Raw genomic sequence first — 26,172 nt, forward strand, 5'->3', positions numbered from 1 at the left:
AGGTCAAAAGCCACTAGAAACCGTTGGAGGAAGCCATATGAAAACGATGAGTGACATATATATATTCGGGCATAATGACGAGCTGTACCCAATTGTTGAAGCCACAGTAGCTGAAGGCTTTCAATTGAAACACGTGACGCCCGAAGACTTGAAGAAATTGACCATCCAGATCGTCTTGGTTCTTAAAACAGAGGAAGAGTCGCCGCTCGATCAAGTTCAACACGTTTTATCAGAACAGCCTGATGCAGCAGTTGTTTTTGTAAATAATCAGCCGGAATTCGAACTGCTGCGGGACTTGACCCGGCTTGGAGTGAATGACTATTTTGTTCTGCCTGAAGAGGAGTGGTTGCTCACAGAACGCATTAAAGGACTTGCTGAAGCAAAGCTCATTTCAAAAGAAAATACGACTGCTGAAGGATTTAGGCGGGGTGGCGGTAAAGTCTTTACCTTTTACAGCGGGAAAGGCGGTACGGGTAAGTCACTGATCAGTTCGACATTTGCTCAAACGCTTAAACTAGAATCTACTGGAAAGGTGCTCTACATTGACTTGAATATGCAATACGGGGGAGCCGAAACTTTTCTTGGAATTGACAGTGAGCGGTCTGTGATAGATTTGTTGCCTGTCATCAACGAGCTAAACGAACATCACCTCAGAAATGTATCAGAAACATTAGAGCCATCCGGGCTTGACGTGCTTGTGAGTCCGCGGGATGCCGAGATAGCCGAAAAAATTGATGAGTCCTTTATTATGCGGCTGATCCGGGCAAGTAAGAGAAGTTATGATTTCATTATCATTGATACCCCATCCAATCTTGATGTTAAAACCTTTACAGCACTGGAAGAGTCCGATCGAATCTATTACTTAATGAATCTTGATACCATATCCATTCGGGTCCTTAAAGGGGTTGAAACGTTACTAAAGCAGCTCGGTGTAGATCCGGAAGAACGTCTCGAACTTATTATTAACTTCAAAGGAAAAGACAATGAACTATCAAAGAAAGATATCGAGCGCTTCGTTACGTATACGATTGCCAGTGAAATACGCAGGGACTTTAAAGGCGTTCAAGCTCACATGAATAAAGGAGAACCTTTAAGGCGTGAGCCTCAAGAGAAGAAATTGACCCCCGTGGCCAAAGATATTCAGAAATGGGTTCGTTCAATGCTGAAATAATTGATAAAGGCAGGTGAATACAAGGTGGCGCTTTTTCAAAGACAATCAAGACAATCGCAAGCAGAGCGGGACCAGGACTTTAAAATTAACAATACATATATTGATAACCTCGTAGAACACTACAAGTCCAGGTTGCTGACAGAAGTCAATCTTGAACAGATCACAAGCCTTCCAGAAGCTGATAAGAAACTATCAATCGAGCGATTTATCAATCAGTTCATGGCAGAGGAAAAGGTCGTCATCCCAAGACAGGATAAAGATGCTCTCTTATCCATGCTGATTGATGAAAGTGTCGGGTTCGGCCCCTGGAGCCGCTTTTAAAAGATGATGATATCACTGAGATATTGGTGAATGGCCCAAGAGAAATTTATATCGAAAAACGCGGAAGACTGGAGCGCTCTGATGTGGCTTTCAAGGATGAGGCACATGTGCGGCACATTGTGGATCGGGTTGTTGCCCCGCTTGGACGCCGGATCGATGAAAGTTCACCAATGGTGGATGCCAGACTGCCGGACGGAAGCCGTGTAAACGCGGTCATTTCCCCCATCAGTCTTGGCGGTACCATCATTTCTATTCGTAAGTTCCGCAAAACACCATTTGAAATGAAAGATCTGCAAGGTTTTGAAACCTTTACGGAAGATATGTCAACGTTCATGCAAGCTTTGGTTCAAACAAAGCTGAATGTGTTGATTTCAGGTGGAACAGGAAGCGGTAAAACGACATTACTGAACGCCTTGGCCAAAGCCATTCCGCATTCAGAACGTCTGGTGACGATTGAAGACTCTGCAGAACTCAAATTCGATCGTTCCAACGTTGTAGGTCTTGAAGCCCGTCCACCAAACGTAGAGGGAACAGGTGAAATCACCATCAGACAGCTTGTAAAGAACGCACTGCGGATGCGGCCTGATCGAATCATAGTCGGTGAGGTTCGTGGAGCGGAAGCGTTTGATATGCTTCAGGCCATGAACACTGGTCACGAAGGTTCTCTGACGACTGTTCACTCCAATACACCGCGAGACGCCATTAATAGGGTAGAGGGCATGGTTGTCATGGCTGGTATGGATCTCCCAACACACATCATTAGAGAATACATTGTGGGAGCACTTGATTACATCGTTCAGGTTCAGCGGTTAACGGACGGCACAAGAAAGATAACCAATATATCCGAAGTGGCGATTGGTGATGAAGGCAAAATTGAAGTGAGAGACATCTTCCACTTTAAGCGAACTGCCATGGACCAGGACGGCACAATACACGGTTATTATACGCCGACAGGCATTGTACCTAAATGCCTGGAGCACTTAAATGTGTTTGGCATCGATTTTCCAAAAGAATTTTTTGAACCAGAGGGGGATGCTGTGGATGAATCTGGCCGTATCTATACTTTATAGTCTTGCCGTCTTATCCCTTCTGTTTTGGCTCTATTTCTATCTTGGCTATCGTAAGCACCGAAAAGAGTGGACACAGCAAGTGAGGCAATGGTACCCCGAGGAAAAAAGAAAAAGCTTCATCAGTAAATGGGGGGATAAGTTCGACGAGCGTGAAGGCGCACAAAAGCTGCGAAACAAACTGCAAAGTGCGAATCTGGGTCTTTTGCCCTCAGAGTATATCGGAATTTTAGTCGTCGGTTATCTCTTATTGTTTGTTGTTTTCTTCACCATTTTTAATATGGTAGCCAATTTGAGTATGATCCTGCCGCTCGGTATTGTTATTGCATCGCACTACCTATTATTTTATTTCAGAAAAAACAACTACGAACTGAGGTTTAACGAACAACTGGCTGAAATTTGCCGCTTACTTGCCAATTCGGCACGGTCGGGACTCACGATCAACCAGGGGATTGACTTGATTGCCCGAGAGGTTTCCGCACCGGCGGGTCCAGAGTTTAGCAGGATTTCGAACGAACTAAAGCTTGGTGTTTCGCTTGAAGTTGCCCTTAGATCTGTGCAAAAGCGTAATAAATCGAGGGATTTCAACTTATTTATAGCCACATTATTGATTCAGAAAAAGACGGGCGGAAATTTGGCCACAACGCTTGATACAATGGCCAATACATTCGAAGACCGCAAAGTACTGACGCAGACTATTAAAACCATGACCTCTGAGCAGCGGTATATATCTTTAGTTATTCCAATTATGCCGATTTTCTTGTTGCTTATTATGAACAACGTTATTGATGGTTTTATTGAGCCCCTTTGGTCAGGTTTTGGGCTCGTTATATTGTTCCTATTTCTGGGGGTCATTACACTGGCAACATTGCTCATTAGAAAAATAACGGATATCAAGGTGTAGCCTATGGACGCGCTTATCATACTTTCAATCATCGCATTTTGGTTTTGTATCGTTTTGTTTTTAAAACATTTCTGGTCATTTCTACAGGAAAAACGTACAGTTCTGCACCATGTTTCAGAAGTCACAGCCACAGATCCTTTCGAAAAGAAAATTAAAAAACGCAACAAACGTGCAGCCGTATTTCACAGAATCACCACATACGCGGACGATTTCTCGGATCTTGGTCAGCGCATTAATTTTTTCAGTGAAAATCATGATGTTGAAGAATGGCTGCGAAAATCAGGCAACCCGTTGAAATTGACAGTTGAGAGATTCCAAGGTTTAAAGATCTTCTTGTTTCTCGTAGGCGCTTTTGCTGGCGCCCTTGCACTTGTCATCGGGTTCCCGTTTGCACAATATATTTTAGCGTTTGGCCCACTATTGGGATACTTCTTACCTATTATTCTAGTAAGGAGGGAGGCTAAAAAGCGCCAGGAAAGGTTAAGAGCTGACTTGCCAGATTTTCTTGATACGGTCAGTACAAGTGTTCAGGCAGGCGTCAGTCTCGATCAAGCATTAAAGGAGGTGATTCGTCACTTTGATGGTCCCATTCGTGAAGAGTTCTCCAGGTTCAACCAGGAAATTGAATTGGGCGTTCCAAGAGAAAGAGCGTACAGGGAATTGTTGCGTCGAAATGACAATCAAGAATTTCAATCGTTGATTAAAGCCCTGCTCCAGGGTATGAATCTCGGTGTACCGATCGCTACAACATTTAAGATTCAAGCCGAGGACATGAGACAGATTCGTGAAGAGCAGGTTAAAGAACTGGCGGCCAAAGCATCGCCAAAGGTTACACTCGTCACAACGTTTTTAATCGCCCCAGTCTCCATCTTAATGATCGCAGGATTGATGATCATGAACATGTTGATGGGTGAAAACAGTATTTTTAATATGTTTTAAAAAATAGGAGGAATAAAAATGATGAACATGTTAACGAATTTGTATGCGAAGACAATGAGTCAGGTGAATGCTTGGAAGAAAGAGGAGCAAGGTTCACAGACGTTGGAATGGATTGGAATTGCTGCAGTAGTTATCATTGTAGTCGGTTTAGTATCAACAGCATTTGATGGCTCTGAAATTGGTGCTGACATCTATGACAAGTTCACAACTTTCCTAGGGAAAATAGGCGGGGAGTAAAGTATAACGGTTAAGTCACTCATCATAGGTAGGAGTTTTGTTAATGATAAATCTTAAATTGCCTTTAGTACTGGTCATTAGTGCAACCTTGCTAATAGGTTGCACAAGTGACGAAGATTCACAAAACGAGATCGAGGAAAACAAATCTAATCCAAAACAAGAAACTAGCGAACGAAATGATGAGTCCACCAATGATTCAATTAACGACATTACTTCAGAAGAGTCTTTCTTAGAATCGGTATCTTTTTTAGAGGATATTCCATCAACCCCGGGTACTGCTAAGGAATTAATTAATCAAGCTGAGGGTGAATTTGCTATCCATTCCTCAGAGTGGGGGGATGAGAAATACAGTGAACTTGCAAAAGAAACCGAAAAACTAAAACCGCTCCCTAAAGATGCTAGCGAAAAGGAATTGGACCTCTACTATAATTACATCTATTCATTGGTAGCTGAGGATTTTCCTGATCCACAAGAAACTATAAAAAAGTGGGAGTTTGGGTCATTTGGAGATCCTGACTTACCTGACTCAAGATACCATTTTAAGGAAAACTACAACATTGAAGTTCTGCTTGACGCAAGTGGGAGCATGGGCGCTTATATTGGCGAGCAAACCATGATGCAAATTGCTAAGGAGTCCATCAATAACTTCATGAAGCAGGTGCCAGAGGAAGCAAACGTTTCTTTCCGTGTTTATGGTCATAAAGGCACTGGTGACAGCAGCGATAAGGAAATGTCTTGCTCAGCCATTGAACAGGTTTATGGATATGCGACATATGATGAGGACAAATTCCAAAAAGAACTGGATAAAATAGAACCAGCCGGCTGGACCCATTGGCAGACGCTCTAAAACAGGCTGAAGATGCGCTTAAAGAATTTGATACCGCACATAACACAAATTTAATTTATGTTGTGAGCGATGGCGTTGAAACATGTGATGGTGATCCAGTGCAAGTTGCTAAATCATTAAGCGAATCAAATGCTCAGCCCATTATAAATATCATAGGCTTTAATGTGGATACCGATGCTCAAAAACAACTGAAACAAATGGCGGATGTATCAGGAGGAATATTTTCAACAGCAGATAACCAAAAGCAACTTGAGGAAGAGTTTAATCGTGCAGAAAAAGTTTTAGAAGCATGGGAAGCATGGAAAAAGATGCTCTTAAAGATGTTGATAGCATGGAGGTCCACAGTCAATTTGACATTTTAAGTTTTAACAATGAATGGACGACTAAGTCAACAAGAATGTTTAATAATCTGAGGCGTGTTCCAAAGCGCTTGGAAAAAGAAGGTATTATTAGCTCTGAACAATTAAGTGACCTCTTAAAAAGAAATAATGACATTGAAAAACTCATTAAGACTACTTCAAGTGAATTGAAGGAAGAGTTAAAAGATATCAACACTGAAAAACTGGAAGAAATGAAGCAGTCTATTAAGGACAAATACAATAAACAAACGAGTGAATAATCAAGGGTCTAAATGCTAGTAATCTTTGTTTTAACCATCATGAGAAGTCCCTGAATAAGTGCATGCCCCTTATTCAGGGACTTACTAAAAACTACGCATCCTGTCCACGGGAGGGCGTATGATGTCCAAAACTGAGAAAAAATGCGTACATTTTACCTCGTTATAATGATTTTTATTTATGTCAGTTATGTGCCTGTTACATTTTACGAATGGATATGGAGTGATGGCGGAACCCCATATACAGCATTCTTACTTGGAGTCGCCATCCCACTAATACGGGTGAATCATATACGGGATATCCGTAGAAAAGAAGAGGAATCCAGCATGTGAGTAATCATTAATAACGCTTATATGGGGTGATGACGATTGGGGCTCTATTTAAAAAGTGCATGTTATTAACAGCCGTCGTTCTAATAACCTTTTTTCCAGTATTGTCACCGACTGTGTATGCCATTAGTTCCTGGACAGGGGACTCGTGGGAAGGAAATCCTTGGAGTGGCAGTCCTTGGGATGGATCTAATCTTAAATGGATTGGAGAAGATATTAAACCATCACAAGCTAACGATATAGAGGTTCCAGAGAATGAAATTGAATTGCCATGGTATCTGGAAGGAGGGGAGGGAGACGATTCTTCCAGTGATGATTGGACAGCCGATGGATTTATAGGGAATCGAATTAATGGTAAGCCTACCGCTGGAATGATTGCAGAGGTTGGAAATGATGACTCTAATAAAAAAATAGCGGACTCCATGGAGTTTTTAACCACAGATATAATGGGTGGAAATGCAAAGTTTATATCTGACGGACTAAAACACCAACGATATTTGGATAGCGGACAAAATGGCTCTGGTTTTGGAGCTACCTCAAGAAGTGTGTATAGTAATATGCTTGTGAATGGTTTTAAGCTTTCTGGAGCAGACAACAAATACATGACTGCAGCAGAATCGGCTGTTTATTTTAATGAGGGTGTTCAAGGTTATAAAGTGATTAAAAATGCCCATGATTATAGACAAATTCCAACTAAAAAAAGAGATTTGTCTAGCAAAGCAAATACCATAAAAAACATCTCCAAAATGGGTGGAGTTGAAAAGGTTTTATCTAGATTTAGCATAGTTACTGCAGGGGTGAGCGCTGCCTATTCAGGATGGGATACAGCTATATTGTCTGCTGAGGCATCTAAAGTCGTGAAAAGTGATGCAAGTGGTACACAAAAAACAATAGCAGTAGCTAATGCAACGGAGAGCGCAGGAGACTTCCTTATAAGTGGAGGTGTTTTAGCTTCAGCGGTACCAGTGCCAGGATTTAGAGTGGCTGGAGGAGTAATAATTCTTATCGGAGCAGCACTATGGGGCGCTTCTAAAGTAGCAAAGTTTTATGCGAAAAATTGGGATACTATAAAACTTGGTTATAAAGCAGCTTGGGAAGGTATAAAGCATTTTGGCAAAAAAGGTCTGAAGTCTATTGTTAAAGGCTTAAATTCATAGAAATATATGAGTGAAGGTGTGATAGATATTAAGTACTTTGACAAACGTGTTAAAGAAGAAGCCAATAAATACAAAAGGCTGTTTGAAACATTTACCGTCAATCCAGGTGCCTCTCGAATTAACAGTCACGATTACTTTTTGGTTAATTATTATAGGTGGGGAAAAATAACCGGATGTGCAGTAGTTTCTTCTAATTCTAAAGCTGACAAAATTGAATACACTGCGGCTTTTGATGAACTGGTGGAATTTGCAACATTATTTTCTTCTGTTTTAGAAGTTGAGGAAAGAGCTCGTGCAAATATGGACGCGTTTATTACACTCGAAAAATTTCTAACTAATGTTTTGAGGGGCGGCGTTACACTACATGATGAAGATAAATCTGAATATCAATATTCTTTGAAAAGAATTCATTCCATTTTAAACCTTCAGGATCGCTTGAAGGAAATTTATAATACCACTGCAAAGAAACAAGAACAATACCATAATGGTTCGATAGAAGTCATTTCCAGGGAGGATATTCAAGAGGCAGCTAGGAGCTTAGGGGAAGTTGACTTTATTCAATACAGACAGGTATTAGCCATCCATGAACTCATCCCCAAATTAAAGTACATTAAAAACATGGAAAACGAGCAGTTAATCCGTTTTAAAACGTCAGCGGTTAAAAGGTATCTTGTGGAGTTTTCCAAAGGTGAAAATGAACAATTAAAGAACGTAAAGAAGATTGAATTCCAGTCCAATATGCAATCTTTGACAAAGGAGCAGCATATACAAGGCGCTTTAAAAGACTTCTATAAAAACTTGTCTCATGCTAATCGGCGATTCAGAAAAGATTTAAGGTACCCTGAAATTTAAAAACAGGTGCTGGCAATTTATGAATTCATACCTAAATTTAATTATATCAGAGGCTTAAGAAATCAGAAGATAAACCGTTTTAAAACGGATGAGGTTAAACGATATCTTGAGGAGTTTTCCAAGGGTGAAAATCAGCAGCTTGAAAATGTGAAAAGAATTGAATTTCTACTTAATTTAAGGGAACTGACAATGGAACAACATATTCATGAAGCAAATAAGTTATTTTATAAAAACCTCGCAGAAACAAATGCTTTATCCAGAAAAGAGCTGCGGTATCCAATCTGAAGTAGATAGAGGTGGTGAAGCTGATGGAAAAACCTTTAAAGACCACATGGGATGTATATACGGGTCAATTTGAAAAGATATTAATTCTAATGCTTTCAACAACTTTGCCTCTATTAATCTTGCATTCGTTTTTAACCAACTACATATATGCAATTACACCAAGTTATTCTGTCGTGTATTCGTTCGCTGATATTTATTATGCCCTTATAACTTTATTATTTTACTTATATGCACAGGTTCCATATATTCGTTATGTTTACAACGAGTATATGGGAGTCGAAAACAATTTACGTAATACTATATACACATTTATTACCAATGGTTTTACGGTATTTGTTTTTGCATGTATCGCTTCAACGCTCACCACACTAGGTTTTATGTTATTGGTGCTTCCTGGTTTAATCCTGATTACATTGTTGTTTCCAATCCCGTATATTAGTATTTTTGATAATAAATCTGTCTGGAAGTCTATTAAAGAAGGCGTGCGTCTTGGGAAAAAACATTTCTTCAAGATCTTAATGATCATTGGGCTTGTTGGGACAGCTGAATTATTATTCGGGATTTTTCTTACCTATCAACTTTTTACGATCACTTCATCCTTTGCAGCACAAGTCATTACTCAAATGGCCTTAAATATGATTGTATATCCATTTGTCATCATGCTTTTAACAGTTTACATAATAAAATGGCGCGGGCAGCAAGAGCTGTTGGATTCCCAGGGCGTGATGAAAGTGATGTAACCTGAAGGAGTATTTTTATGAATGTTGATGCATTAGCAAAAAAGCATAAAAAAATGTTCGAACAATACAGCTTCAATGCCGGTGGATGCAAGGTTAACGGTGATGAATTTTATTTGGTGAACTATAAAAGGTGGCATAAACTAACAGGGTGTGCCGTGGTATCACCACAGCAACCTTCAGAGCAAAAATCATATATGGAGGCGTTCTACCTACTAAACAATTATGCGCAGTACGCCTCCTTACTGCTCATTCATGGTGAATTTCGAGCGAACATAAACATGACGTCTTTCGAGAGAGTGAATGCGTTTATAGACACGATAAGTTCTATGAACAAAGAAGTCTCTCAAAAAGATGAGGAAATAATCATGAATTGTAAAGCTGCTACTGAAAGTATATTGAGACTGCAACAGGAGCTTGTAGATCAATACACCCCTTTTCAAGAGAAAAATGAACACATCTTTAATGGTAATAAGCCGTTTATTACGAAAGATGATGTTAAAGAAGCGCTAGAACTCATCGCTGAGGTTGAATACATTCAATATCAACAACTGTTATTGCAATATAGGACTATTGATGATTTTAAAAAACTTTATAAGATATGCAAAACAGATGATGAGATGCGCCGTTATATGAATGCAGAAGTGAAAACTTACATCAATGAATTCATTAGCAGTAAGGAAAACTTAAAGAAAAACATAAAAAACGTCACTTACCAAAAAGATATGGATCAACTTGACCGGGAACAATTTAAAGAGTTGATTAAAGCTGAAACTGTGAAGAATGTAGAAAAGGTTAATGCTGAGTCTTTGAAGGGATTGAGATTTCCTTGAAATTAAAAGGATTAATAATATAGCAAATAAAAGGAGGGGTTGGCAATTAAATCATGCATTAAAGGTTTCTTAGTTTCATTAGCAGTGCTTTTCATAGTATTTCAACCTGTCATGGTTCCTGTTTCTCATGCGGTGGAGTCTTGGACAGGAGATCCATGGAAAGGTGACTCCTGGGAAGGTGATTCCTGGGATGGCAGTAATTTTAAATGGGAAGGTGATTCATGGTCAGAAGATGGCTGGACCGGAGATGCCACTGAAGGAACTGAGGCTGCCAATGGCGAAGGGTGGAACGGGCAAAAATGGGAGAGTCAGCCATGGTACATGCGTGGCTGGAATGGCGGTAATGGTTTTACTGGCGATTCCTGGCAGGAAAATGGTTGGAATAGTGATGGCAGTCACACTGGTGATAATTGGAGTTATCCGGGCTGGGCAGGAGCTGCTTCAAAAGGAGATGGCTGGAACGAATCGGGTTTTCAAGGAAGTAATCCCTGGAATCAAAATGGATATCAGGGCGGTGATCCATGGTCTGAAGGTGGATATGCCGGAGATCCATTTTCGAATCAGGGTTTCGCTGGAGCCGGTTATAGCGGAGGCGCCTGGCAAGAAGCGGGAAGCAGTGGAGCAGGCGCATTTAGTGGACCTGACGGATATACACCTCCAGAGCGCTTTTATGATTCAAACGAATTTAAGGAAACGAAATTTGTTACAGATAAACTCATAACAGGCACGGCAAATTTTGTTCATGAAGGTTTAAATGACGGCTTTTCGTCTGAAAAGACTGGCTTGCATTTAACTGACCTGTTTGTAAGTGGCGCTAAGTTGCAGACCGGAGATCACTGGGCATATGATATGTATGATATGACGTCAACTGCCAAAGATGGTTATGACAAAGTATCGAAATTGGAAAGCCTGCGAAAAGCAGAAGTGGTAAGAGAGATCACCACAAGAAGCGCGTTTAGAGCTAACCAAATTTCTAATACATCCAAGGTACAGCAATATGCTTCGATTATTAAAGATTCTGCAGGCCAAGTATCTAGGAATATGGATATATCCAACGTATCTGGTACTTGGAGTAAAATGGGCGCCCTATCCAAGTTTAATTTTGTGACCTCAGGTGTGAATGCGGGCATTTCGGCTTATAAGACAGGTGCGAGTTTTTCGGATGCAGTAAATACATTTAATAGTGATGCTACCGGGACCGAAAAAACAGTTGCTGCCGCAAAAGTTGGAACCAATTTTGGTGAGACATTGATGAGTGCTGGTGGCGTCGCCGCAGCTGTACCTGGAGGTCAAGCAGTTGGGGCAGGGCTTGCAGCTGCCGGAGCCGGAGTTTTTGTTGTTTCTAAAGGTGTTGAACTGGTTGCGAAAAACAAGGAAAAGATTGCAGCTACAGCTAAAAAAGCTACAGACACAGTGAAAAAAGCGGCTAGTAAAGGCTGGAAAAAAGTTAAAGGATGGTTTTCATAATTAACGATTAAATAAGGGTGGGAAGCTTTCTACCACCCTTTAAATAAATTGAGTTTTTGAGGTGAAAAGAAATTGCTAAACGCACTGGAACAAGAGCAACTGCTGGAGCTCGGAAAAAAACATCAAAAAATGCTTGAATCAACTTCAATCAATGCTGTTGGCTACAAAACAGATAACAATGTATATTATTTGGCATTTTATCAAAGTAAATTTACCAATTCGCTGAAGGGCTGCGCAATAATACCTTTTAATTCCGACAATGCAAATGCCCCTCAGTCCATTCTTGAAAACTTAATGTACTTTTCAGTAAGCAGTAATGGTGCGTTAAGTATTGAGAAGAGAGCTAAGCAAGATATATCTGTATGGGAGGAAATCCACGCTTTTTTGAAATGGGTAATCGATGAATCTTTAGATGGCACATTTAGAGATTCGTATACAAATGCATACAAGGCAATGGAGCAAATGATAGAATTCCAGAAAGATATGGTACAGTTGCATGAAGAAGTGACGGCATTGGACCAGAACATTGAACAAGATGGATATTTCACAGAGGAATCCATTAATACTATGGTGCAATCCGTTATCAAGGCCGACTTGATTCAATATCGTCAGTTCTCCTGGCACTATGAAAATTGTATAGCTTTTGACAAAGTATACGATCATGTTCAACAAGAAAACCTTGCTAAAGATCACATTGATATACGCTTATTACACGAAATGACTTCTGAAAAAGCACAAATGGATTTAAGAGATTCCTTAGAGCGACTGGAAAAAGGAGAAAGTGTAAAGGGAATGTCAGATGAAGAAATATATGATACTTGGATGAAATCATATGAACAGGATCTTGACAATGAAGTATCTAAAATGAAAAAAATTATGCGCTTCCCGTAAAGAGGAGTTACTTATGAGAAATCCACTGAAATACACATGGCATTTATACACGAGTCAATTTGAGAAAATTTTATTGTTAATGGTGCTCACAACACTGCCTTTATTATTGCTTCATTCTTATACAACCAATTATATATACGCAATTACACCCACCATTAATCCAGTCTATTCGGTTGCTGATATATATTACGCATTAATAACGATTTTGCTATTCATAATCGCACAGACGCCATACGTAAGGTTTGTATTTAATGAGTACATTGGGAAGGAACCTAATTTAGGTAACACCTTTTATGTATTCTTAGTCAATGGCTTTACTGTTTTTGTATTTGCGCTGTTAGCTGCATTGGTTTCCACCATAGGTTTTACGCTGTTTGTATTGCCGGGGCTAGCTGTACTTGCATTATTATTTCCAGTCCCATACATCAGTATGTTTGACGAAAAATCAACATGGAAGTCATTTAAAGAAGGTATACGAATTGGAAAGAAGCATTTTTGGAAACTTCTCCTTGTTCTTTTAGTCACAGGGCTACTGGAAGGTATTTTTGGTGTTGTTGTTGTGGCTCAAATCTTTAAAATAACCAATTCATTCGCTGCTCAGATTTTAACCCAAATGACTTTAAATTTACTTATCTTCCCTTTTGTGGTTATGTATATTACCTCTCTAATTATTAAATGGAGAGAATCTCAAGAAGTTCTCGAAATGCATGGTGAATCATAAGCGCTGCTTAAGCTATTGGGGGGCAACACATTGAACGAAAAAGGGGAAAAACAATTATTAAAGCTTGGAAAAAAACATGCTAAATTTCTCGAAGACACATCAGTAAATCGGGAACCTTATGTAATTAATAATCATCGTTATTATTTGGTTACTTATCAAGGCCTTTTTAGCAGCACAGATAAAGGTAATGCCATCATTTCTCCCGATACGAACAATCGTGAGGAAGCAGAAATCGCACTTTATTTTTTAGCAGGCTTTTCAATTTCCTGGAATAACGTGGCTCAAAGTGTGGGTGAGCGTGCCCAAGTTGACTTCTCCATCTTAGAAGAAGTAGAGCATTATTTAAAAACAGTGTTGAACTCCGGAGTGCTTAGTGATAATGACCAGACCATATATGATAGATCACTAAGTATTATACAAAACATGCTCACATTACAGGAAGAAATGAAACAACTATGGAAGGAGGCTCAAAAATTAGAGGTTGCTATTCAAGAAAAAAAAGCTATCTCAGATTCGGATGTTGATCAATTATTGTTGATGAATGTTCAGGGTGGATGGATCCAATATGTGCAGTTTAAAGATCGCTATACCTATAGGCAGGACTTTGATGTGATTCATGCAAATCACAGTAGACCTGAAATACAGCAGTTTGAACGTTTTTCAGACCCACGGACATTAGAAAATATGACAAGTGAAGCGGCAGCAGATCAGCTTAAGGGTGCCATACAACGTCTCACGGAACATCACCATCCTATGGATAAGGATGAATATATTAATCATTTTTACTCAGTTACCAAAGAAAGATTGATAGAGCGGGTAGAACAAATGAAAAAAACATTACGCCATCCATAGAAGGTGATAAATTAAAGAGGGGAGATGAGATGAATGAGGACATTCATTCAATTATTGTTGCTTGTCTTGTTTATGGGGCTTGCTGCATGCAGTTCACCAGAAGCAGATGAATTAGCTGACTACCACAATCGCTATGTGGAGGAAGTCAACCCAAAAGCTGACAAAATTGATGAACACTTAAATAAGATTGCTATGATTGAAGCCATGGATGAAGCTTTAGCTTATCAGAAAGAAAATATTAATCCATTGGTTGAAGATATAATGACTTTCATTCAGCAGCAAGAACCAAATTCTGACGTGGTTAAAGAAGTTCATGAAATGAGAGCTGAACAACTGAAGCTTTGGAAAGAAGGCTTTGACCTTAGAACCGAAGCAATGAAAGAAGCAGCTAATGAAGCAGCTGAGGCCCAAATTAATAGCCTCGTTGAGCAATCTGATAACAAAATGATAAAGGCTGCTGAATACGCTCAACAAGCCAATGAAAAAATAGCAAGCTTGGCGGACCAGTATGAATTTGAGCTTAAAGAATGACCCCATTTTAGGAAACAACGCAATATATAAAAGACATATCTTTTTGGCTTGGTGATAACGATGAACGAAGCGGAGCAACAAAGACTTCTAGAATTGGGCAAACAACATAAAAAGTTTTACGAGGATGTCTCGATAAATATCGAGGGTTATAAGGTTAATCATCGCTTGTTTTTCTTGGCAATGTATATGAATAAATTCAGTGACAATACGAAAGCGTATGCTGTTGTGTCATTTGAAAAGCATAGTTATGAGGAAGCGATGGAGGCCATGTATCCGTTAACTTCATATTTCGTAACATGGAATAATGTATTAGATTCAATTAAACATAGGGCTCAAGTTGATTTTTCGATTCTTGAGGAAGTAAGAGACTACCTTAAGCGAATAGTTAACGCTCAAGTCTCTGGAATAGATATTTCTGTATATGAGCGATCCTTACGTATCATCCAAAGTATGCTTGATCTTCAAGAAGAGATGAAGCAACTGTGGCAAGAAGCTGATAAGATGGACAAAAACATACGGGAGAAGGTTTTTTTTGATGATCAGGAGATTGAGCAATTGATTATGTATAACCTTAAGGGCAATTGGATCCAATATGCTCAGTTCAAGGATCGTTATGATTATTGCGATGATTTTGATGTCATATACGATAATCGCAATATACCTGAAGTAAAGAAGCATGAAAGTTTCACTAATAAAAAGACACTGTTTAATATGAGAAGTAATATCGCTGCTGATCAATTAAAAAAATCAATTGATCGTTTGACAGAAGGCAAGGCTCCAATGGATTATGAAACGTATATGGAGCATTTTTATGTAGTCTACAAAGAACGGCTGGTGGAAAGTTACGAAAGAGATAAGAAGATGTTGCGCTATCCTTTAAGCTAACGCTTGGTGATATATGTTTAAACACCAGATGATTGAAGTGAGGTGGTGAGGGTTGAATGAAACGGATCAGCAAAGACTCCATGAATTAGGTAAAAAACATAAGAAGTTCCTTGAAGACTACACGATTAATATCGATGGTTATAAGGTGAATAACCACCTGTTTTTCCTAGCTATGTATATGAGTAAATTCAGCGAGAATCCAAAAGCATATGCTGTTTTTTCACTTGAGCATCATAACCGTGAAGAAGCAAAGGAAGCTTTTTATCCTCTATTTTTTTACTTTTCAACTTGGAACATTATTTTAGAGGTGGTTCAGCATAGAGCTCAAGTTACTTTTTCGATACTTGAAGAGGTAAGAGATTACCTTGCACGTATTGTTAATGCTCGACTCTCCGCAGTAGATATGACTGTATACGAGAGATCATTAAATATTTTACAAAATATGCTTGATTTGCAAGAAGAGATGAAACACCTGTGGCAAAGCGCAGATCAAATGGACAAACAAATAACTGAAAAAGGCTATGTTGATGACCAGGAAATTGAACAATTAATTTTATATCATATTAAAGGTCATTGGATCCAATATGCGCAATTTAAGGACCGTTACACTTATCGCAAAGACTTTGATGTCATTTATGATAATCGGAATATACCCGAAGTAAAAAAGCATGAAAAGTTTACTAGAAAAAAGACGCTTTACAATATGAGAAGCAACATTGCTGCTGATCAATTAAAAAAATCAATTGCTCATTTGACAGAAGGAAAGGCTCCAATGGATTATGAAACATTTATGGATCATTTTTACGACGTTTACAAAGAACGTGTTCAACAACAGTTCGAAAAAGTTAAGCCGATGTTACGTTATCCATAAGGTAAATGAACTGTTTATGGGGAGATTTGGTGATAAGTGATGAATAAATCTGAACAACAAAGACTTCTAGCGTTGGGCAAAAAACATAAAAAGTTTTTCGAGGACGTTTCCATAAATTTGGATGGGTACAAGGTGAGTGGTCGATTATTCTACTTAGCACGGTATACTGGTAAATTCAGGACAAAATCCAAAGGTGATGCGGTTATTTCGCTTGAAAAACATACACCTGAGGAAGCACAACGCGCTCTGTTACCGTTAGTATCATACTTTATTACTTGGAATAACATTTCGGACTCGATAGGTGAAAGAGCTCAGGTCGATTTTTCTATACTTGAAGAGGTTAGAGATTATTTAGAACGAATTGTAAATGCTGATATCGCAACAATTGATATTCCTGTTTATAAACGATCGCTTTCCGTCATTCAATCCATGCTTGATCTGCAGAAGAACATGAAGCAGTTGTGGCAGGAGGCTTCTCAATTTGATAAACACGTTAAAGAAAAAGACTACTTTACCGATTCAGAGATTGATCAGTTGATTATGTATAACATTGAGGGTGGCTGGATCCAATATGCACAATTAAAAGATCGGTATCAACATCGTCGGGATTTTGATGTCGTATATGCCAATAGGGATAAACCTGATATAAAAAAATATGATAGATTTTCAGATAAGCATACTTTATACAACATGACGAGTGACTGTGCTGCTGAACAATTAAGACAAAACATTGATCAGATGACAGATGGCAAGGCACCAATGGATTATGACACATATATTGATTACTTTTACAACGTATATAAAGAAAGATTGAAGGAACGGGTTGAAACCCTGAAGAAAACGTTGCGTTATCCTTAAGACAGAAGATCAAGGAGGGTGGTTGACGTGGAGAAGTTTTCTTGGATGAGGCGAAATGAAGAGGGCAGTGCGACCATTGAATTTCTGGGTATCGTACCAATAGTATTGATTGTCATGATGGTTGTTGTGCAATTTGTCGTTGGAATCCATGGGGTGATTGTAGCTCAGTCGGCGGTAAACGAATATGCGGATGTTTATTCCGTGACAGGGGACAGTGGCGAGGCCGGGGCAACCGCGCAAAAAATATTGGATACGACCAGTTATGTGTCTGGTAATGTTGCGGTATCCCAGGTGAATGACAAATATTTTACAGCAGATATTGATGTAGATATCAGTTTAATATTCTTACCGAAAAAGCTGCGTAATGGTTATATTCCGGATATTTCATATAGCACGTCAACATCAGGCAGGGTGATTGAATGATACAGCGTTGTAAGAAGCTATTAAACAATGAAAATGGGAACACGATGTTGTTTGTGATGGGCGCCGTTGGTTTGTTGATGCTTTTATTTGTATTTGTTTTTAATATGGGCTCAGCTTTTGTGACGAAAGAAAAATCAGCAGCAACAGCGAGCCAGGCAAGTCTTGCTGCGACAAGTGCCTTTTATGAAGATTTAAGAGATGCGCTTACTGGAGAGGTCTTTCCACTTGGTGAACCTGATGACGAAGATGGTGGCGGCGAATCTGAAGAAGGTGGGGACGATCCAGATGATGAATCGAGTGAAGAAGAATGGGATTTTGATGAAGAAATAACGGAGGCAAAAGAAAACAATCCAATTGGAAGCTTAAACCCGAATGAGTGGGAGATAGAAATTTTGGAACAGGTTGTACAAAGTGGATTGGACACGCCAATTCTTGGTGAGCTGTTAGAAGCGTATTTACAATCCAGCATGTCTTCTGAGAAGGTCGTCAATGCTGCGCGGCAGGCCGTTCTAAAAAATGGCGGCAAATTGGACGGTGCGATGTTAAAAGTGGAAGATGACCGGTTTAAAGTGAAAGCAGCGAATGAATTTGAATCAACATCATTTGATGGTTTTATGCAGGGAATTAAACAGAAACTATATAAGGATTCAGCTGGTCCTACTGGGGAATTGATTGAAACGTTGTGGACAGGTGACTCCACTTATGATTTATAAGGAGAGAAAATACATGAAAAAATTATATATGTTGAGCCTCATGGTTTTAATGACAGGATTGTTGGGGGCTTGCGGAGCATCAGAGGAAGCAGAGGAGTTGGCAGATTATCATAATAGTTATGTGGAAACGGTCAATGATTTAGCAAGTCAGGTAGATGAGGAAATGGCGCGTTCTTATAATGCTGGAACCCCTGAAGAGGCTTTACAAATTCAAGAAGAGAAAGTCATGCCTCTTGTAGACGAGATTATGGGCTATATAGACTCACTAGCCCCCAAAACAGATGTTGTCAAGGAACTTCATGAAAAACGCAAAGAGCAGCTAGATGTCTGGTCACAGGCAATGACGATGAACGTTGAGGCGCTTAAGAAATCAGTAGAAGGTGCCAATGAAGAAGAAGTAAATCAATTACTTGGACAGTCAGATGAAAAGCTGACAAAAGCTCGAGAAAATGCTCAAAAAGCGGATGCCTTCATGGCAGAAATGGCTGAAGAGCATGATGTGGAAATAAAGGAATTGGATGAAAAATAGTTTAATAGCAACGTATGCACCATGCAATATGGTGCACGTTTTATAGATTTCATGTCTGAATATTCCTTCTCTGTAAAGGACAGGAGGTTAGATTCATAATGTTTAAGCCGCCAATGAAAAAAGCTGTTTCTGCATTATTTGCTGTTGCATTGGCATTTCAGTTTATTTGGGTTCCAAGTGCTGGTGCAGTTGAATCCTGGTCAGGCACCCCTTGGCAGGGAGACGCCTGGGAAGGCACACCATGGAATGCTGAGGATTTTATTTGGCAAGGCGACTCCTGGGAAGGTGAAGGGACTGAAGGCGATGGGACAGATGGGCAAAAAACGGATGGGAACGGTGTAGACTCCAGTGGTAACGGTGACATGCAAACAGATGAAGCCCAAGAACAAAATGACGCGCAGGAATCAGATACAGATGCACAAGCAGAAGTCGTGGAGGAGTGTCTCCCATCCCCAGACAATGCTGACTGTGATGATGATGCGGATACATTAGACTTGTCCACCAAAGAGAAAATAAAAGAGGCAGTTGTACAATTTGAAAAGGACAATCCTTATTTGTTTTTGCCGGATTCACCAGTTTTTCAAGAACAGCGGGAGGAACAATTCGCGCGCTTGGAAAAGGAGTTTGCCAAGCTTGTTGAGCGTCCGCATGGGCGTGTGGATGATATTACAATTGCTGACAATGTTATGGCAACATTGGCTGATTCAGGCTATAGCGACGGGAAACTTGGAACAGAAGTCCAAAATCAAAATGAAGCATTTTTGGCCCAGCATGGCTGGAATGAAATTGGAACTCAATTTAATGATGATTCAGGTTTTCATGCGCGTGCATTTAACCAGGCTGAAGAAGGCACAATTGTTGTTTCATTTGCAGGAACGGAAGACTTGCAAGACGGAATAACGGATGCTGCCCTTGCTTTTGGATATGGTTCAAAGCAGTTTGAAGAAGCTGCCGAATATGTAGAGGAATTAATAGAACAATATCCCGGTCATCAAATCGTTTTAACGGGACATTCTCTTGGAGGGGCAATTGCACAATATACTTCCTTAAATACAAATGTTCCGGCTATAACTTGGAATGCTCCAGGCATTAAAACGCGCGATTACAGTTTTTTTGAAAACCCTCTCAGTATCGGGATGAGTGACAGTAATGTCGATGTCCCGGCTAAATTTTTTGATGAAAATGGGCTTTTTGATGATTTAATTGTGAACCATATGATGGAAGAAGACGATATTGGTACGTATCACATTCACGCAGGGCAGTCGATTGTTTATTCAGATGACGGGACTTCTTCAATAAGAGATGATTACAGTGGTGAGGCTCACAAATCGAATACTTTGTGGTCCTTGATCGGAACGGCGATTGGTAAAGGGTTTGACTCCTCCACATCAATGTTCGGAAGCCATGGTCTTGGAAATTTCTTTGCTTTAATGGGATTGTGTTAAGGAAGGAGGGATCCGTATCTCACGTGTAATTTTGGCCGGATTTTTATCTGTGTTGTTTCCAGGGCTAGGTCAGGTTCATAACCGTCAGATGTTAAAAGGCAGTTTGTTGATCCTTGTTGAACTGTTGATCCTGTATTTAACAGTGCCAGGGCTTCTGATGGTCATACTTTACAGGAGTATTTGGATTTATGCAATGCCATTGTTATAGCGCAATTGATCCGAAAGAATAAGAAAGAGATTAGGTTGAGGCGAAGTGTGCGCGATTTCCTTCCTGTGATTCTGACAGCGATGTTGGTGTTGCCAATTGGGTGGTTGCCGGCTTTTATGCCGCAAATCATGCATAAATTGGCGATCAAGGCTCAGCAACCCGATATACCGGAAGAACAGTTGGAGAAAGATCTTGATACTTATCAATCGTATTTAACCCGGAAATATAACATGGAAGCAACATTTGATGATGAGGCCTTCAGTGAAGCAAATGGGCATTATACAGTATCAGCTGTACCGGTTAATGGGGAGAATATCCCTTTTACTGTCTCACAGGACCATAACGATAACATTAGAGACACTTATATTGGATCTTTATGGTCTAAGGAAATATATGACGTTTTTGACCCTATGGTTAGTCAGCTTTATGAAAATGTTTGGATATTCGAAACTAAGGTAACCACTTTTCGGGAGATGGATCAGTATGTCCTAGACAACTATGAAGCTATTCCAGACTTTTTCGACGTATACAGCGAATTCCCTAATGGCTATCGTTTTTGTATTACACTGTATGTGTTTAATGACTTTTCCAATGAAGAGGAAGAGCAAGTAAAGATTTATAAGTTGGTTGAACAGCTGCAGGAGTCTGGCATAACCCTCACAGGTTTTGAATTAAAGTACTATGATCAAGCGTTGTATGAACAGGCGGGAAAAGATATGAAGCCGACCAATGAACACAGAACATATGCCTCACATTTCCTTGCACTGAATCAACAACAGCTTGACAGCATACAAACCCTGAAGACGTTAGAGAATATCTGGTTAAATTGGAAAAGTTCTATCAAAAATAGAGGTGGTCATATGGTGTCAGTTGAAATGGGTCACGAATGGGAAGAAGAGGACAACGGAACCCCCGCAGGTTTTTGGATGCGTCTTGCTGCATGGGGCATTGATGTTCTGCTGGTTACATTCTGTCTGGTGTTTACCAAGATAGCGCCACATGGATCCGTTGCTCTCACTGGCTTGCTGTTTGGAGACAGGCCTGCCGACGAATATCTCATGAACTACTGGGTGATTCAAATTACGATGGTATTGGCGGTTTTTTGGCTGTACGACGCCATACTTGAAAGCAGTCCATTGCAGGCTACCGTCGGTAAAATGCTTGTGAAAGTTAAAGTTTCCGGTGAGTTCAATACGAAGATCTCCTTTACCAAAGCGAGCGGGAAATTTGTTCTGAACGTTATATCTCTTATGCTTCTTGGCATCGGACAGTTCATCTCTCTTTTCACCAAAGATAAACAAACCATTGTCGACAGAGTGCTTAATTATGGCGTATATAAGGCATGAACGCACAGAGGGAGCCCGCAGCAACCGGGTCCCTTCATGCAGTTAAAGAATACTTTTTAAGAATGAAATGAGTTCTTCGGCTTCAAAGCCGGACACTTGGAATAAATGAGCAATCTCAGCCTGGCTGCCAACTTTGTCCTGATCCACTAAAGCATAACGGTTTTTATTCAAGTCGATCACAAATATTTTATTCTTATCGACAGTATGTGTCATGAGTGCAACATCATAACGATTATAATCACCCATAACACTTACATATCGCACGTCTTTTTGAACCGTTTGATCTTTAATCAATTCGAATGATTGTGCCATCCTATCATCCTCCATAGAATTATAATTGACTTTTTTTACTATATCATTGTTTATTCTAATAGCGGTACTGATATGTTAAAATAGAATAAGATGTTTATGTAAAATGATGTAATGGGGGAAGCGTCATGTATTTTGTAGAACGTAAAAAATTGAGCAATTGCTTGTTCATATTGATCAGCTGTTGGCGTTGTATGATAAGGAGAAACCCTTTAATTCCAATGTGGAACACCTTGCATTGGAACGGCTTACGCATACACTAATTGAGTCAATGCTTGATGTTGGTAATATGATGATTGACGGGTTTATTATGCGAGACCCTGGGAGTTATAATGACATTATTGACATCATGGTAGATGAGCGTGTTCTGCCTGAAAGCGATCAGCAAGCCTATCACAAGCTAATCGAACTGCGTCAGTTGCTTGTACAGGATTATGCAGACATAGATCATAAAACATTAACCAATGTATTATACGAATATCAACAGGTGCTGGAGAAATTCAGTACGCATGTAACAGCGTATTTGGATAATGAACTGGGAGTCGCCAACGCATTTACGAAAGATTGAAAGGAGGCTGTGAAATGAATAAGCTGCCTTCAACAAAACAGAAGTTATTAAATGTGTTAAAGAAGACACAACCATGTACGATTGATGGGGTAATGCTCCACTTCTCTATTTCAGAAGTTGCGGTGAGAAAGCATTTGGGCGAACTGGAACGACAGGGCTTTATTGAACGTCGTACCCTTAAACAAAAGATCGGTCGACCGTTGCACGAATATCGTCTGACCGATAAAGGGCACAGTACTTTTCCCAATCAGTATGAGCAACTGCCAGTTGAACTGCTCAAAGATCTAGAGGCCGTGCAAGGACGTGAAGCCGTTCATGCTGTTCTAAACAGGCGTAAGGAACGGGAACAGGCCCATTTTGATGAAGCATTTCAAGTCGATGACTTTGATGAGAAGATCGCACAGGTGACAGGCATACAGAACGAAAAGGGATATATGGTTGAAGCTGAACAAAAAGACGAGGGTTTGTATGAACTGACCCACTATCATTGTCCCATCATAAAACTTGCTGAGGAATACGGGCAAGTATGTCTAAATGAAAAAGAAGTATTTACAAATATATTTGCTCCCGGTCATGTCGAACAGCAATCTTGCATTACGAAAGGTGACGGGGTTTGCAAATGGACCATTAAAGAGACGAAGGAAGGATGAATCTGAAATGGGTTCATCTTTTTTCAGCATTTGGAGGACGAAATAATGACAAGTTACAGCGGTTATTTAATTGATCTTGACGGAACGATGTACAATGGAACAGAACCGATTGATTCAGCGATTCAGTTTGTGTGTCGGTTAAAAGAGCAGAACAAATCTTATTTGTTTGTAACGAATAATTCATCAAGCACCCCTGAACAAGTGGCAGATAAATTGCAGAAGATGGGAGTTCCTGCAGCGAGCGAGCAAATCATCACCTCAAGCTTAGCAACAGCCACTTACATAAGAGAGCAATATGGGGCTGCACGCTGTTATGTTATCGGAGAAGAGGGGTTGAAGCATGCGCTTGAAGAGACGGGTCATACAATCATAGATGATGACAGTCAGGTAGACGTAGTTATTGTCGGCATCGATCGTTCGGTCACATATGAAAAGTATGCTAAGGCATGTCTTCATGTTCGGGCCGGGGCAGCATTTATTTCAACAAATGGAGATATCGCTATCCCGACCGAGAGAGGCATGCTGCCTGGAAATGGTGCATTGACGTCAGTCATTGAAGTCAGTACAAAAGAAAAGCCCGTATTTATCGGTAAACCCGAGACGACAATCATGAATACCGCTCTAAAAAGAATGGACTTGAGCAAAGCGGCAACAGTCATGATTGGAGATAATTATGATACTGATATTATGGCAGGTGTTAATGCTGGTATGGACACATTAATGGTCCTGACAGGGGTTACAACCACATCGCAGCTGTCCGAAATCAAACATAAACCCACACATGTGGTAAATGATCTGTCAGAGTGGCTCATTTGACCCAAAAGTAATAAAACCGGGGTGTTCCTTTAATAGCAGGAATACCCCGGTTTTGTGTATGCTTAAGAAATTATAAATATTCGAGCTGTTGATAAATGTTGTCAAAGGGCACATCCAGCTCCAACGCCTACCCCCTCGAGTCATAAGTATGAACGTTCGTGGCAAAGACCGCCACTACACGTTCTTGCTTATGATTTTCGGGGGCAACCAAGACGTTTCCGCTTTTGTTTATCAATCATCAAGTAAAGCGTCGTCTGCGGTGGCATGAGCCAAACGACTTGATGCTGCGGCTGCGATAGCACCCACGATGTCATCAAGAAATGTGTGGCATTCCCCGGTGGACTTATCGTTCAAATGTTTCAGAATACCTGGTTTTTGCTTATCGATATAACCATAGTTGGTAAAGCCGATTGAGCCGTACACGTTTACAATTGAAAAGGCAACAATTTCATCGATGCCATACAAGCTTTCATCTGTTTCAATCGTTTCCTGCAGCGGGCTGTCGAGTTTTCCGTCTTCAGCGAGTTTATCAAGCTGAATGCCTGTTAAGATGGCGTTTTGCACCTCTCGTTTTGTCAGGACTCTGTCAACGTTGTACAGGCAGTCTTCCATTTGAAGATCTTCATGATATTTAGCCTGGAGGTAATAGACCAGTTCAGCAATATCCTCCAGTTTGACGCCTCTTTGTTTAAGCCATTCTCTTGCAACTGATTCTAAAGTTTTATTATCTGTATTTTTATCCATCATACAACACCTCTTCTTTCTTGTTTTATTCTTCATATATATTTTATAAAGCATTAGGAGGGATCATGATGAAAGCATTTCTTGAAATGCACTATAATATCCGTGACACGTATTCCACGCATATAGACAACCGTAGCCTATTGACCGATGGGGAATACGTCTATCTTATCATTCCAGTCGAAAACAAGGAAGCAATGTATATGGAACAAGGTGCACTTTCTGCATTTTTACACCAAAATGGGTATGAATTGGTTTCGCGTTTGCTGCCCAACAGAAATGGAGAATGGGTAACCTCTCATGAAGGGGTTTCATATATGCTGATGTACGCATCTCTTCCACGCGTTCCACAAGAACATTCCCACGGCAGGCAACTCGCACATTTGCATGCAGCAGGGGCAACGCAACAGTTTGAACCACAGCATATATCTAGTTTCGGTCAATGGAAACAAGTATGGATGAAAAAATTAGACCTTTATGAAGGCGAGATTCATCGTCAAGCATCTCAAAATGAGTCAGCTTACATGAACCTGCTTTTGGATAGCCTACCATATATTATTGGTATAGGAGAGAATGCCATTCAATATGTTCAAGAAACGGAAGGAGAATGGCGGACAAATGAATTTGACATAGGCACAGTTTGTTTTCACCGCTATACAAAACAACTACGAACCAGCGTTATCTGGTCACATGAATTTGTTTTTGATCATGGGGTAAGGGATTTGGCAGAGGGGATCAGATTCTATTGGATTCGGGGTAAAGAGGAAGAAGCTCTTCGCTTGCTTTATGATTATACAGAGGTTCGCCCTTTATCCATTCTTGCATGGCGAGCACTTTATGCGAGGCTCGTGATGCCGCTCCATGTGCTGGATATCATTGGAGAAAGCTTTCTTGCAAAAGACCAAGAGGCTTACTATTATGAAAAACTCAACGCACTTCTGGCACAACAACCTGATTATGAAGCACGGCTTGGTCGTTTTTATGAAGAATCGGGCGTAGATGTTCATGCGATCAACGTTCCTGTGATACACTGGTTATAGTATATGAATTGG

At 40.1% G+C, this 26,172-nt stretch carries 32 protein-coding genes and 1 pseudogene; 31 read left to right on the forward strand and 2 right to left on the reverse strand.

The genetic code is table 11. From position 1 onward, the window contains the following. Positions 1-37: 37 nt before the first annotated feature. The 27 genes and pseudogenes from JNUCC1_RS14105 to JNUCC1_RS14230 all read left to right on the forward strand — a co-directional run bounded on the left by JNUCC1_RS14105 (position 38) and on the right by JNUCC1_RS14230 (position 22,036). Complete coding sequence (locus JNUCC1_RS14105) at positions 38-1,171, forward strand: AAA family ATPase (RefSeq protein WP_156646054.1); 1,134 nt, start codon at positions 38-40, stop codon at positions 1,169-1,171. Between the two features lie 24 nt (positions 1,172-1,195). Next, positions 1,196-2,562, forward strand: a pseudogene (locus tag JNUCC1_RS14110) (CpaF family protein). After that, positions 2,534-3,463, forward strand: coding sequence for a type II secretion system F family protein (locus JNUCC1_RS14115; protein ID WP_156646055.1), 930 nt, complete (start codon positions 2,534-2,536; stop codon positions 3,461-3,463). The pseudogene JNUCC1_RS14110 and the gene JNUCC1_RS14115 overlap by 29 nt, the downstream one beginning before the upstream one ends. A gap of 3 nt (positions 3,464-3,466) precedes the next feature. Continuing rightward, on the forward strand, positions 3,467-4,402 hold the full coding sequence (locus JNUCC1_RS14120) for a type II secretion system F family protein (protein ID WP_156646056.1): 936 nt from the start codon (positions 3,467-3,469) through the stop codon (positions 4,400-4,402). 18 nt (positions 4,403-4,420) lie between these two features. Next, positions 4,421-4,639, forward strand: coding sequence for a hypothetical protein (locus tag JNUCC1_RS14125; protein ID WP_231784232.1), 219 nt, complete (start codon positions 4,421-4,423; stop codon positions 4,637-4,639). 43 nt (positions 4,640-4,682) lie between these two features. Further along, on the forward strand, positions 4,683-5,486 hold the full coding sequence (locus tag JNUCC1_RS14130) for a hypothetical protein (protein ID WP_156646057.1): 804 nt from the start codon (positions 4,683-4,685) through the stop codon (positions 5,484-5,486). Next, positions 5,471-5,848, forward strand: coding sequence for a vWA domain-containing protein (locus JNUCC1_RS14135; protein ID WP_156646058.1), 378 nt, complete (start codon positions 5,471-5,473; stop codon positions 5,846-5,848). The genes JNUCC1_RS14130 and JNUCC1_RS14135 overlap by 16 nt, the downstream gene beginning before the upstream one ends. 35 nt (positions 5,849-5,883) lie before the next feature. Continuing rightward, on the forward strand, positions 5,884-6,105 hold the full coding sequence (locus JNUCC1_RS14140) for a hypothetical protein (protein WP_231784233.1): 222 nt from the start codon (positions 5,884-5,886) through the stop codon (positions 6,103-6,105). A gap of 165 nt (positions 6,106-6,270) precedes the next feature. After that, on the forward strand, positions 6,271-6,435 hold the full coding sequence (locus JNUCC1_RS18325; RefSeq protein ID WP_231784234.1) for a hypothetical protein: 165 nt from the start codon (positions 6,271-6,273) through the stop codon (positions 6,433-6,435). Between the two features lie 59 nt (positions 6,436-6,494). Next, positions 6,495-7,589: a hypothetical protein gene (locus tag JNUCC1_RS14145; protein ID WP_197431753.1), complete on the forward strand. Its 1,095-nt coding sequence runs from the start codon at positions 6,495-6,497 to the stop codon at positions 7,587-7,589. An 18-nt stretch (positions 7,590-7,607) separates the two neighbouring features. Beyond that, on the forward strand, positions 7,608-8,441 hold the full coding sequence (locus JNUCC1_RS14150) for a hypothetical protein (RefSeq protein WP_156646061.1): 834 nt from the start codon (positions 7,608-7,610) through the stop codon (positions 8,439-8,441). A gap of 6 nt (positions 8,442-8,447) precedes the next feature. Next, entirely contained in the window at positions 8,448-8,726 is a 279-nt protein-coding gene (locus tag JNUCC1_RS18330; protein ID WP_197431754.1) for a hypothetical protein, read from the forward strand. Between the two features lie 23 nt (positions 8,727-8,749). Next, positions 8,750-9,466, forward strand: coding sequence for a hypothetical protein (locus JNUCC1_RS14160; protein ID WP_156646063.1), 717 nt, complete (start codon positions 8,750-8,752; stop codon positions 9,464-9,466). 17 nt (positions 9,467-9,483) lie between these two features. After that, on the forward strand, positions 9,484-10,296 hold the full coding sequence (locus JNUCC1_RS14165) for a hypothetical protein (protein ID WP_156646064.1): 813 nt from the start codon (positions 9,484-9,486) through the stop codon (positions 10,294-10,296). A gap of 111 nt (positions 10,297-10,407) precedes the next feature. Beyond that, positions 10,408-11,763: a hypothetical protein gene (locus JNUCC1_RS14170; RefSeq protein ID WP_197431755.1), complete on the forward strand. Its 1,356-nt coding sequence runs from the start codon at positions 10,408-10,410 to the stop codon at positions 11,761-11,763. A gap of 72 nt (positions 11,764-11,835) precedes the next feature. Then, positions 11,836-12,654 carry a hypothetical protein gene (locus JNUCC1_RS14175; RefSeq protein WP_156646066.1) on the forward strand — a complete coding sequence of 273 codons (819 nt, stop codon included), beginning with the start codon at positions 11,836-11,838 and terminating at the stop codon, positions 12,652-12,654. A 13-nt stretch (positions 12,655-12,667) separates the two neighbouring features. Next, a complete protein-coding gene (locus tag JNUCC1_RS14180; RefSeq protein WP_156646067.1) occupies positions 12,668-13,375 on the forward strand; it encodes a hypothetical protein in 708 nt (235 codons plus the stop codon). A gap of 30 nt (positions 13,376-13,405) precedes the next feature. After that, positions 13,406-14,227, forward strand: coding sequence for a hypothetical protein (locus tag JNUCC1_RS14185; protein ID WP_156646068.1), 822 nt, complete (start codon positions 13,406-13,408; stop codon positions 14,225-14,227). Between the two features lie 33 nt (positions 14,228-14,260). Then, positions 14,261-14,758, forward strand: a complete 498-nt coding sequence (locus JNUCC1_RS14190) for a hypothetical protein (protein ID WP_156646069.1) — start codon at positions 14,261-14,263, stop codon at positions 14,756-14,758. A gap of 48 nt (positions 14,759-14,806) precedes the next feature. Continuing rightward, a complete protein-coding gene (locus tag JNUCC1_RS14195; protein ID WP_197431756.1) occupies positions 14,807-15,643 on the forward strand; it encodes a hypothetical protein in 837 nt (278 codons plus the stop codon). Positions 15,644-15,695: 52 nt separating this feature from the next. Then, a complete protein-coding gene (locus JNUCC1_RS14200; protein ID WP_156646071.1) occupies positions 15,696-16,514 on the forward strand; it encodes a hypothetical protein in 819 nt (272 codons plus the stop codon). 39 nt (positions 16,515-16,553) lie between these two features. Next, the gene (locus JNUCC1_RS14205; RefSeq protein ID WP_197431757.1) at positions 16,554-17,372 is read left to right on the forward strand and encodes a hypothetical protein; all 819 of its coding nucleotides are present in this window, start codon (positions 16,554-16,556) and stop codon (positions 17,370-17,372) included. A gap of 27 nt (positions 17,373-17,399) precedes the next feature. Beyond that, entirely contained in the window at positions 17,400-17,795 is a 396-nt protein-coding gene (locus tag JNUCC1_RS14210) for a TadE/TadG family type IV pilus assembly protein (RefSeq protein WP_331713794.1), read from the forward strand. Then, on the forward strand, positions 17,792-18,508 hold the full coding sequence (locus tag JNUCC1_RS14215; RefSeq protein WP_156646073.1) for a pilus assembly protein TadG-related protein: 717 nt from the start codon (positions 17,792-17,794) through the stop codon (positions 18,506-18,508). Before JNUCC1_RS14210 ends, JNUCC1_RS14215 begins: the two co-directional genes overlap by 4 nt. A 13-nt stretch (positions 18,509-18,521) precedes the next feature. Further along, positions 18,522-19,037 carry a hypothetical protein gene (locus JNUCC1_RS14220; RefSeq protein ID WP_156646074.1) on the forward strand — a complete coding sequence of 172 codons (516 nt, stop codon included), beginning with the start codon at positions 18,522-18,524 and terminating at the stop codon, positions 19,035-19,037. A 98-nt stretch (positions 19,038-19,135) separates the two neighbouring features. Next, complete coding sequence (locus tag JNUCC1_RS14225) at positions 19,136-20,482, forward strand: Mbeg1-like protein (RefSeq protein ID WP_156646075.1); 1,347 nt, start codon at positions 19,136-19,138, stop codon at positions 20,480-20,482. A 213-nt stretch (positions 20,483-20,695) separates the two neighbouring features. After that, positions 20,696-22,036, forward strand: a complete 1,341-nt coding sequence (locus JNUCC1_RS14230) for an RDD family protein (RefSeq protein WP_231784235.1) — start codon at positions 20,696-20,698, stop codon at positions 22,034-22,036. Between the two features lie 42 nt (positions 22,037-22,078). Here the strand turns inward: JNUCC1_RS14230 and JNUCC1_RS14235 are convergent, their stop codons facing one another. Continuing rightward, positions 22,079-22,348: an SAV0927 family protein gene (locus tag JNUCC1_RS14235; RefSeq protein WP_197431758.1), complete on the reverse strand. Its 270-nt coding sequence runs from the start codon at positions 22,346-22,348 to the stop codon at positions 22,079-22,081. Positions 22,349-22,505: 157 nt separating this feature from the next. Between JNUCC1_RS14235 and JNUCC1_RS14240 the strand changes: the two genes are divergently transcribed. Genes JNUCC1_RS14240 through JNUCC1_RS14250 form a run of 3 tightly spaced genes read left to right on the forward strand, consistent with a single transcriptional unit; the run spans position 22,506 to position 24,379 of the window. Continuing rightward, positions 22,506-22,913: a DUF86 domain-containing protein gene (locus JNUCC1_RS14240; RefSeq protein WP_231784236.1), complete on the forward strand. Its 408-nt coding sequence runs from the start codon at positions 22,506-22,508 to the stop codon at positions 22,911-22,913. A 14-nt stretch (positions 22,914-22,927) separates the two neighbouring features. After that, positions 22,928-23,563, forward strand: a complete 636-nt coding sequence (locus JNUCC1_RS14245; protein ID WP_156646078.1) for a helix-turn-helix transcriptional regulator — start codon at positions 22,928-22,930, stop codon at positions 23,561-23,563. A 45-nt stretch (positions 23,564-23,608) separates the two neighbouring features. Beyond that, positions 23,609-24,379, forward strand: coding sequence for a TIGR01457 family HAD-type hydrolase (locus tag JNUCC1_RS14250; RefSeq protein ID WP_156646079.1), 771 nt, complete (start codon positions 23,609-23,611; stop codon positions 24,377-24,379). Positions 24,380-24,610: 231 nt separating this feature from the next. On the opposite strand, the gene JNUCC1_RS14255 is transcribed toward JNUCC1_RS14250, so the two are convergent. After that, positions 24,611-25,123, reverse strand: a complete 513-nt coding sequence (locus tag JNUCC1_RS14255; RefSeq protein ID WP_156647137.1) for a phosphatidylglycerophosphatase A family protein — start codon at positions 25,121-25,123, stop codon at positions 24,611-24,613. Between the two features lie 65 nt (positions 25,124-25,188). On the opposite strand from JNUCC1_RS14255, the gene JNUCC1_RS14260 reads away from it, so the two are divergent. After that, entirely contained in the window at positions 25,189-26,160 is a 972-nt protein-coding gene (locus JNUCC1_RS14260) for a hypothetical protein (RefSeq protein ID WP_156646080.1), read from the forward strand. Positions 26,161-26,172: the final 12 nt, after the last annotated feature.

It is taken from the genome of Lentibacillus sp. JNUCC-1, assembly GCF_009741735.1.
GTDB lineage: Bacteria > Bacillota > Bacilli > Bacillales > Amphibacillaceae > Lentibacillus_B.

Bases quoted from the DNA above. Each gene is read 5' to 3' on its own strand.
- JNUCC1_RS14105 (WP_156646054.1), top strand. From the start codon at position 38: ATGAAAACGATGAGTGACATATATATATTCGGGCATAATGACGAGCTG.
- JNUCC1_RS14115 (WP_156646055.1), top strand. From the start codon at position 2,534: ATGAATCTGGCCGTATCTATACTTTATAGTCTTGCCGTCTTATCCCTT.
- JNUCC1_RS14120 (WP_156646056.1), top strand. From the start codon at position 3,467: ATGGACGCGCTTATCATACTTTCAATCATCGCATTTTGGTTTTGTATC.
- JNUCC1_RS14125 (WP_231784232.1), top strand. From the start codon at position 4,421: ATGATGAACATGTTAACGAATTTGTATGCGAAGACAATGAGTCAGGTG.
- JNUCC1_RS14130 (WP_156646057.1), top strand. From the start codon at position 4,683: ATGATAAATCTTAAATTGCCTTTAGTACTGGTCATTAGTGCAACCTTG.
- JNUCC1_RS14140 (WP_231784233.1), top strand. From the start codon at position 5,884: ATGTTTAATAATCTGAGGCGTGTTCCAAAGCGCTTGGAAAAAGAAGGT.
- JNUCC1_RS18325 (WP_231784234.1), top strand. From the start codon at position 6,271: ATGATTTTTATTTATGTCAGTTATGTGCCTGTTACATTTTACGAATGG.
- JNUCC1_RS14145 (WP_197431753.1), top strand. From the start codon at position 6,495: ATGTTATTAACAGCCGTCGTTCTAATAACCTTTTTTCCAGTATTGTCA.
- JNUCC1_RS14160 (WP_156646063.1), top strand. From the start codon at position 8,750: ATGGAAAAACCTTTAAAGACCACATGGGATGTATATACGGGTCAATTT.
- JNUCC1_RS14165 (WP_156646064.1), top strand. From the start codon at position 9,484: ATGAATGTTGATGCATTAGCAAAAAAGCATAAAAAAATGTTCGAACAA.
- JNUCC1_RS14170 (WP_197431755.1), top strand. From the start codon at position 10,408: ATGGTTCCTGTTTCTCATGCGGTGGAGTCTTGGACAGGAGATCCATGG.
- JNUCC1_RS14180 (WP_156646067.1), top strand. From the start codon at position 12,668: ATGAGAAATCCACTGAAATACACATGGCATTTATACACGAGTCAATTT.
- JNUCC1_RS14190 (WP_156646069.1), top strand. From the start codon at position 14,261: ATGAGGACATTCATTCAATTATTGTTGCTTGTCTTGTTTATGGGGCTT.
- JNUCC1_RS14205 (WP_197431757.1), top strand. From the start codon at position 16,554: ATGAATAAATCTGAACAACAAAGACTTCTAGCGTTGGGCAAAAAACAT.
- JNUCC1_RS14215 (WP_156646073.1), top strand. From the start codon at position 17,792: ATGATACAGCGTTGTAAGAAGCTATTAAACAATGAAAATGGGAACACG.
- JNUCC1_RS14220 (WP_156646074.1), top strand. From the start codon at position 18,522: ATGAAAAAATTATATATGTTGAGCCTCATGGTTTTAATGACAGGATTG.
- JNUCC1_RS14225 (WP_156646075.1), top strand. From the start codon at position 19,136: ATGTTTAAGCCGCCAATGAAAAAAGCTGTTTCTGCATTATTTGCTGTT.
- JNUCC1_RS14235 (WP_197431758.1), bottom strand. From the start codon at position 22,348: ATGGCACAATCATTCGAATTGATTAAAGATCAAACGGTTCAAAAAGAC.
- JNUCC1_RS14245 (WP_156646078.1), top strand. From the start codon at position 22,928: ATGAATAAGCTGCCTTCAACAAAACAGAAGTTATTAAATGTGTTAAAG.
- JNUCC1_RS14250 (WP_156646079.1), top strand. From the start codon at position 23,609: ATGACAAGTTACAGCGGTTATTTAATTGATCTTGACGGAACGATGTAC.
- JNUCC1_RS14255 (WP_156647137.1), bottom strand. From the start codon at position 25,123: ATGGATAAAAATACAGATAATAAAACTTTAGAATCAGTTGCAAGAGAA.
- JNUCC1_RS14260 (WP_156646080.1), top strand. From the start codon at position 25,189: ATGATGAAAGCATTTCTTGAAATGCACTATAATATCCGTGACACGTAT.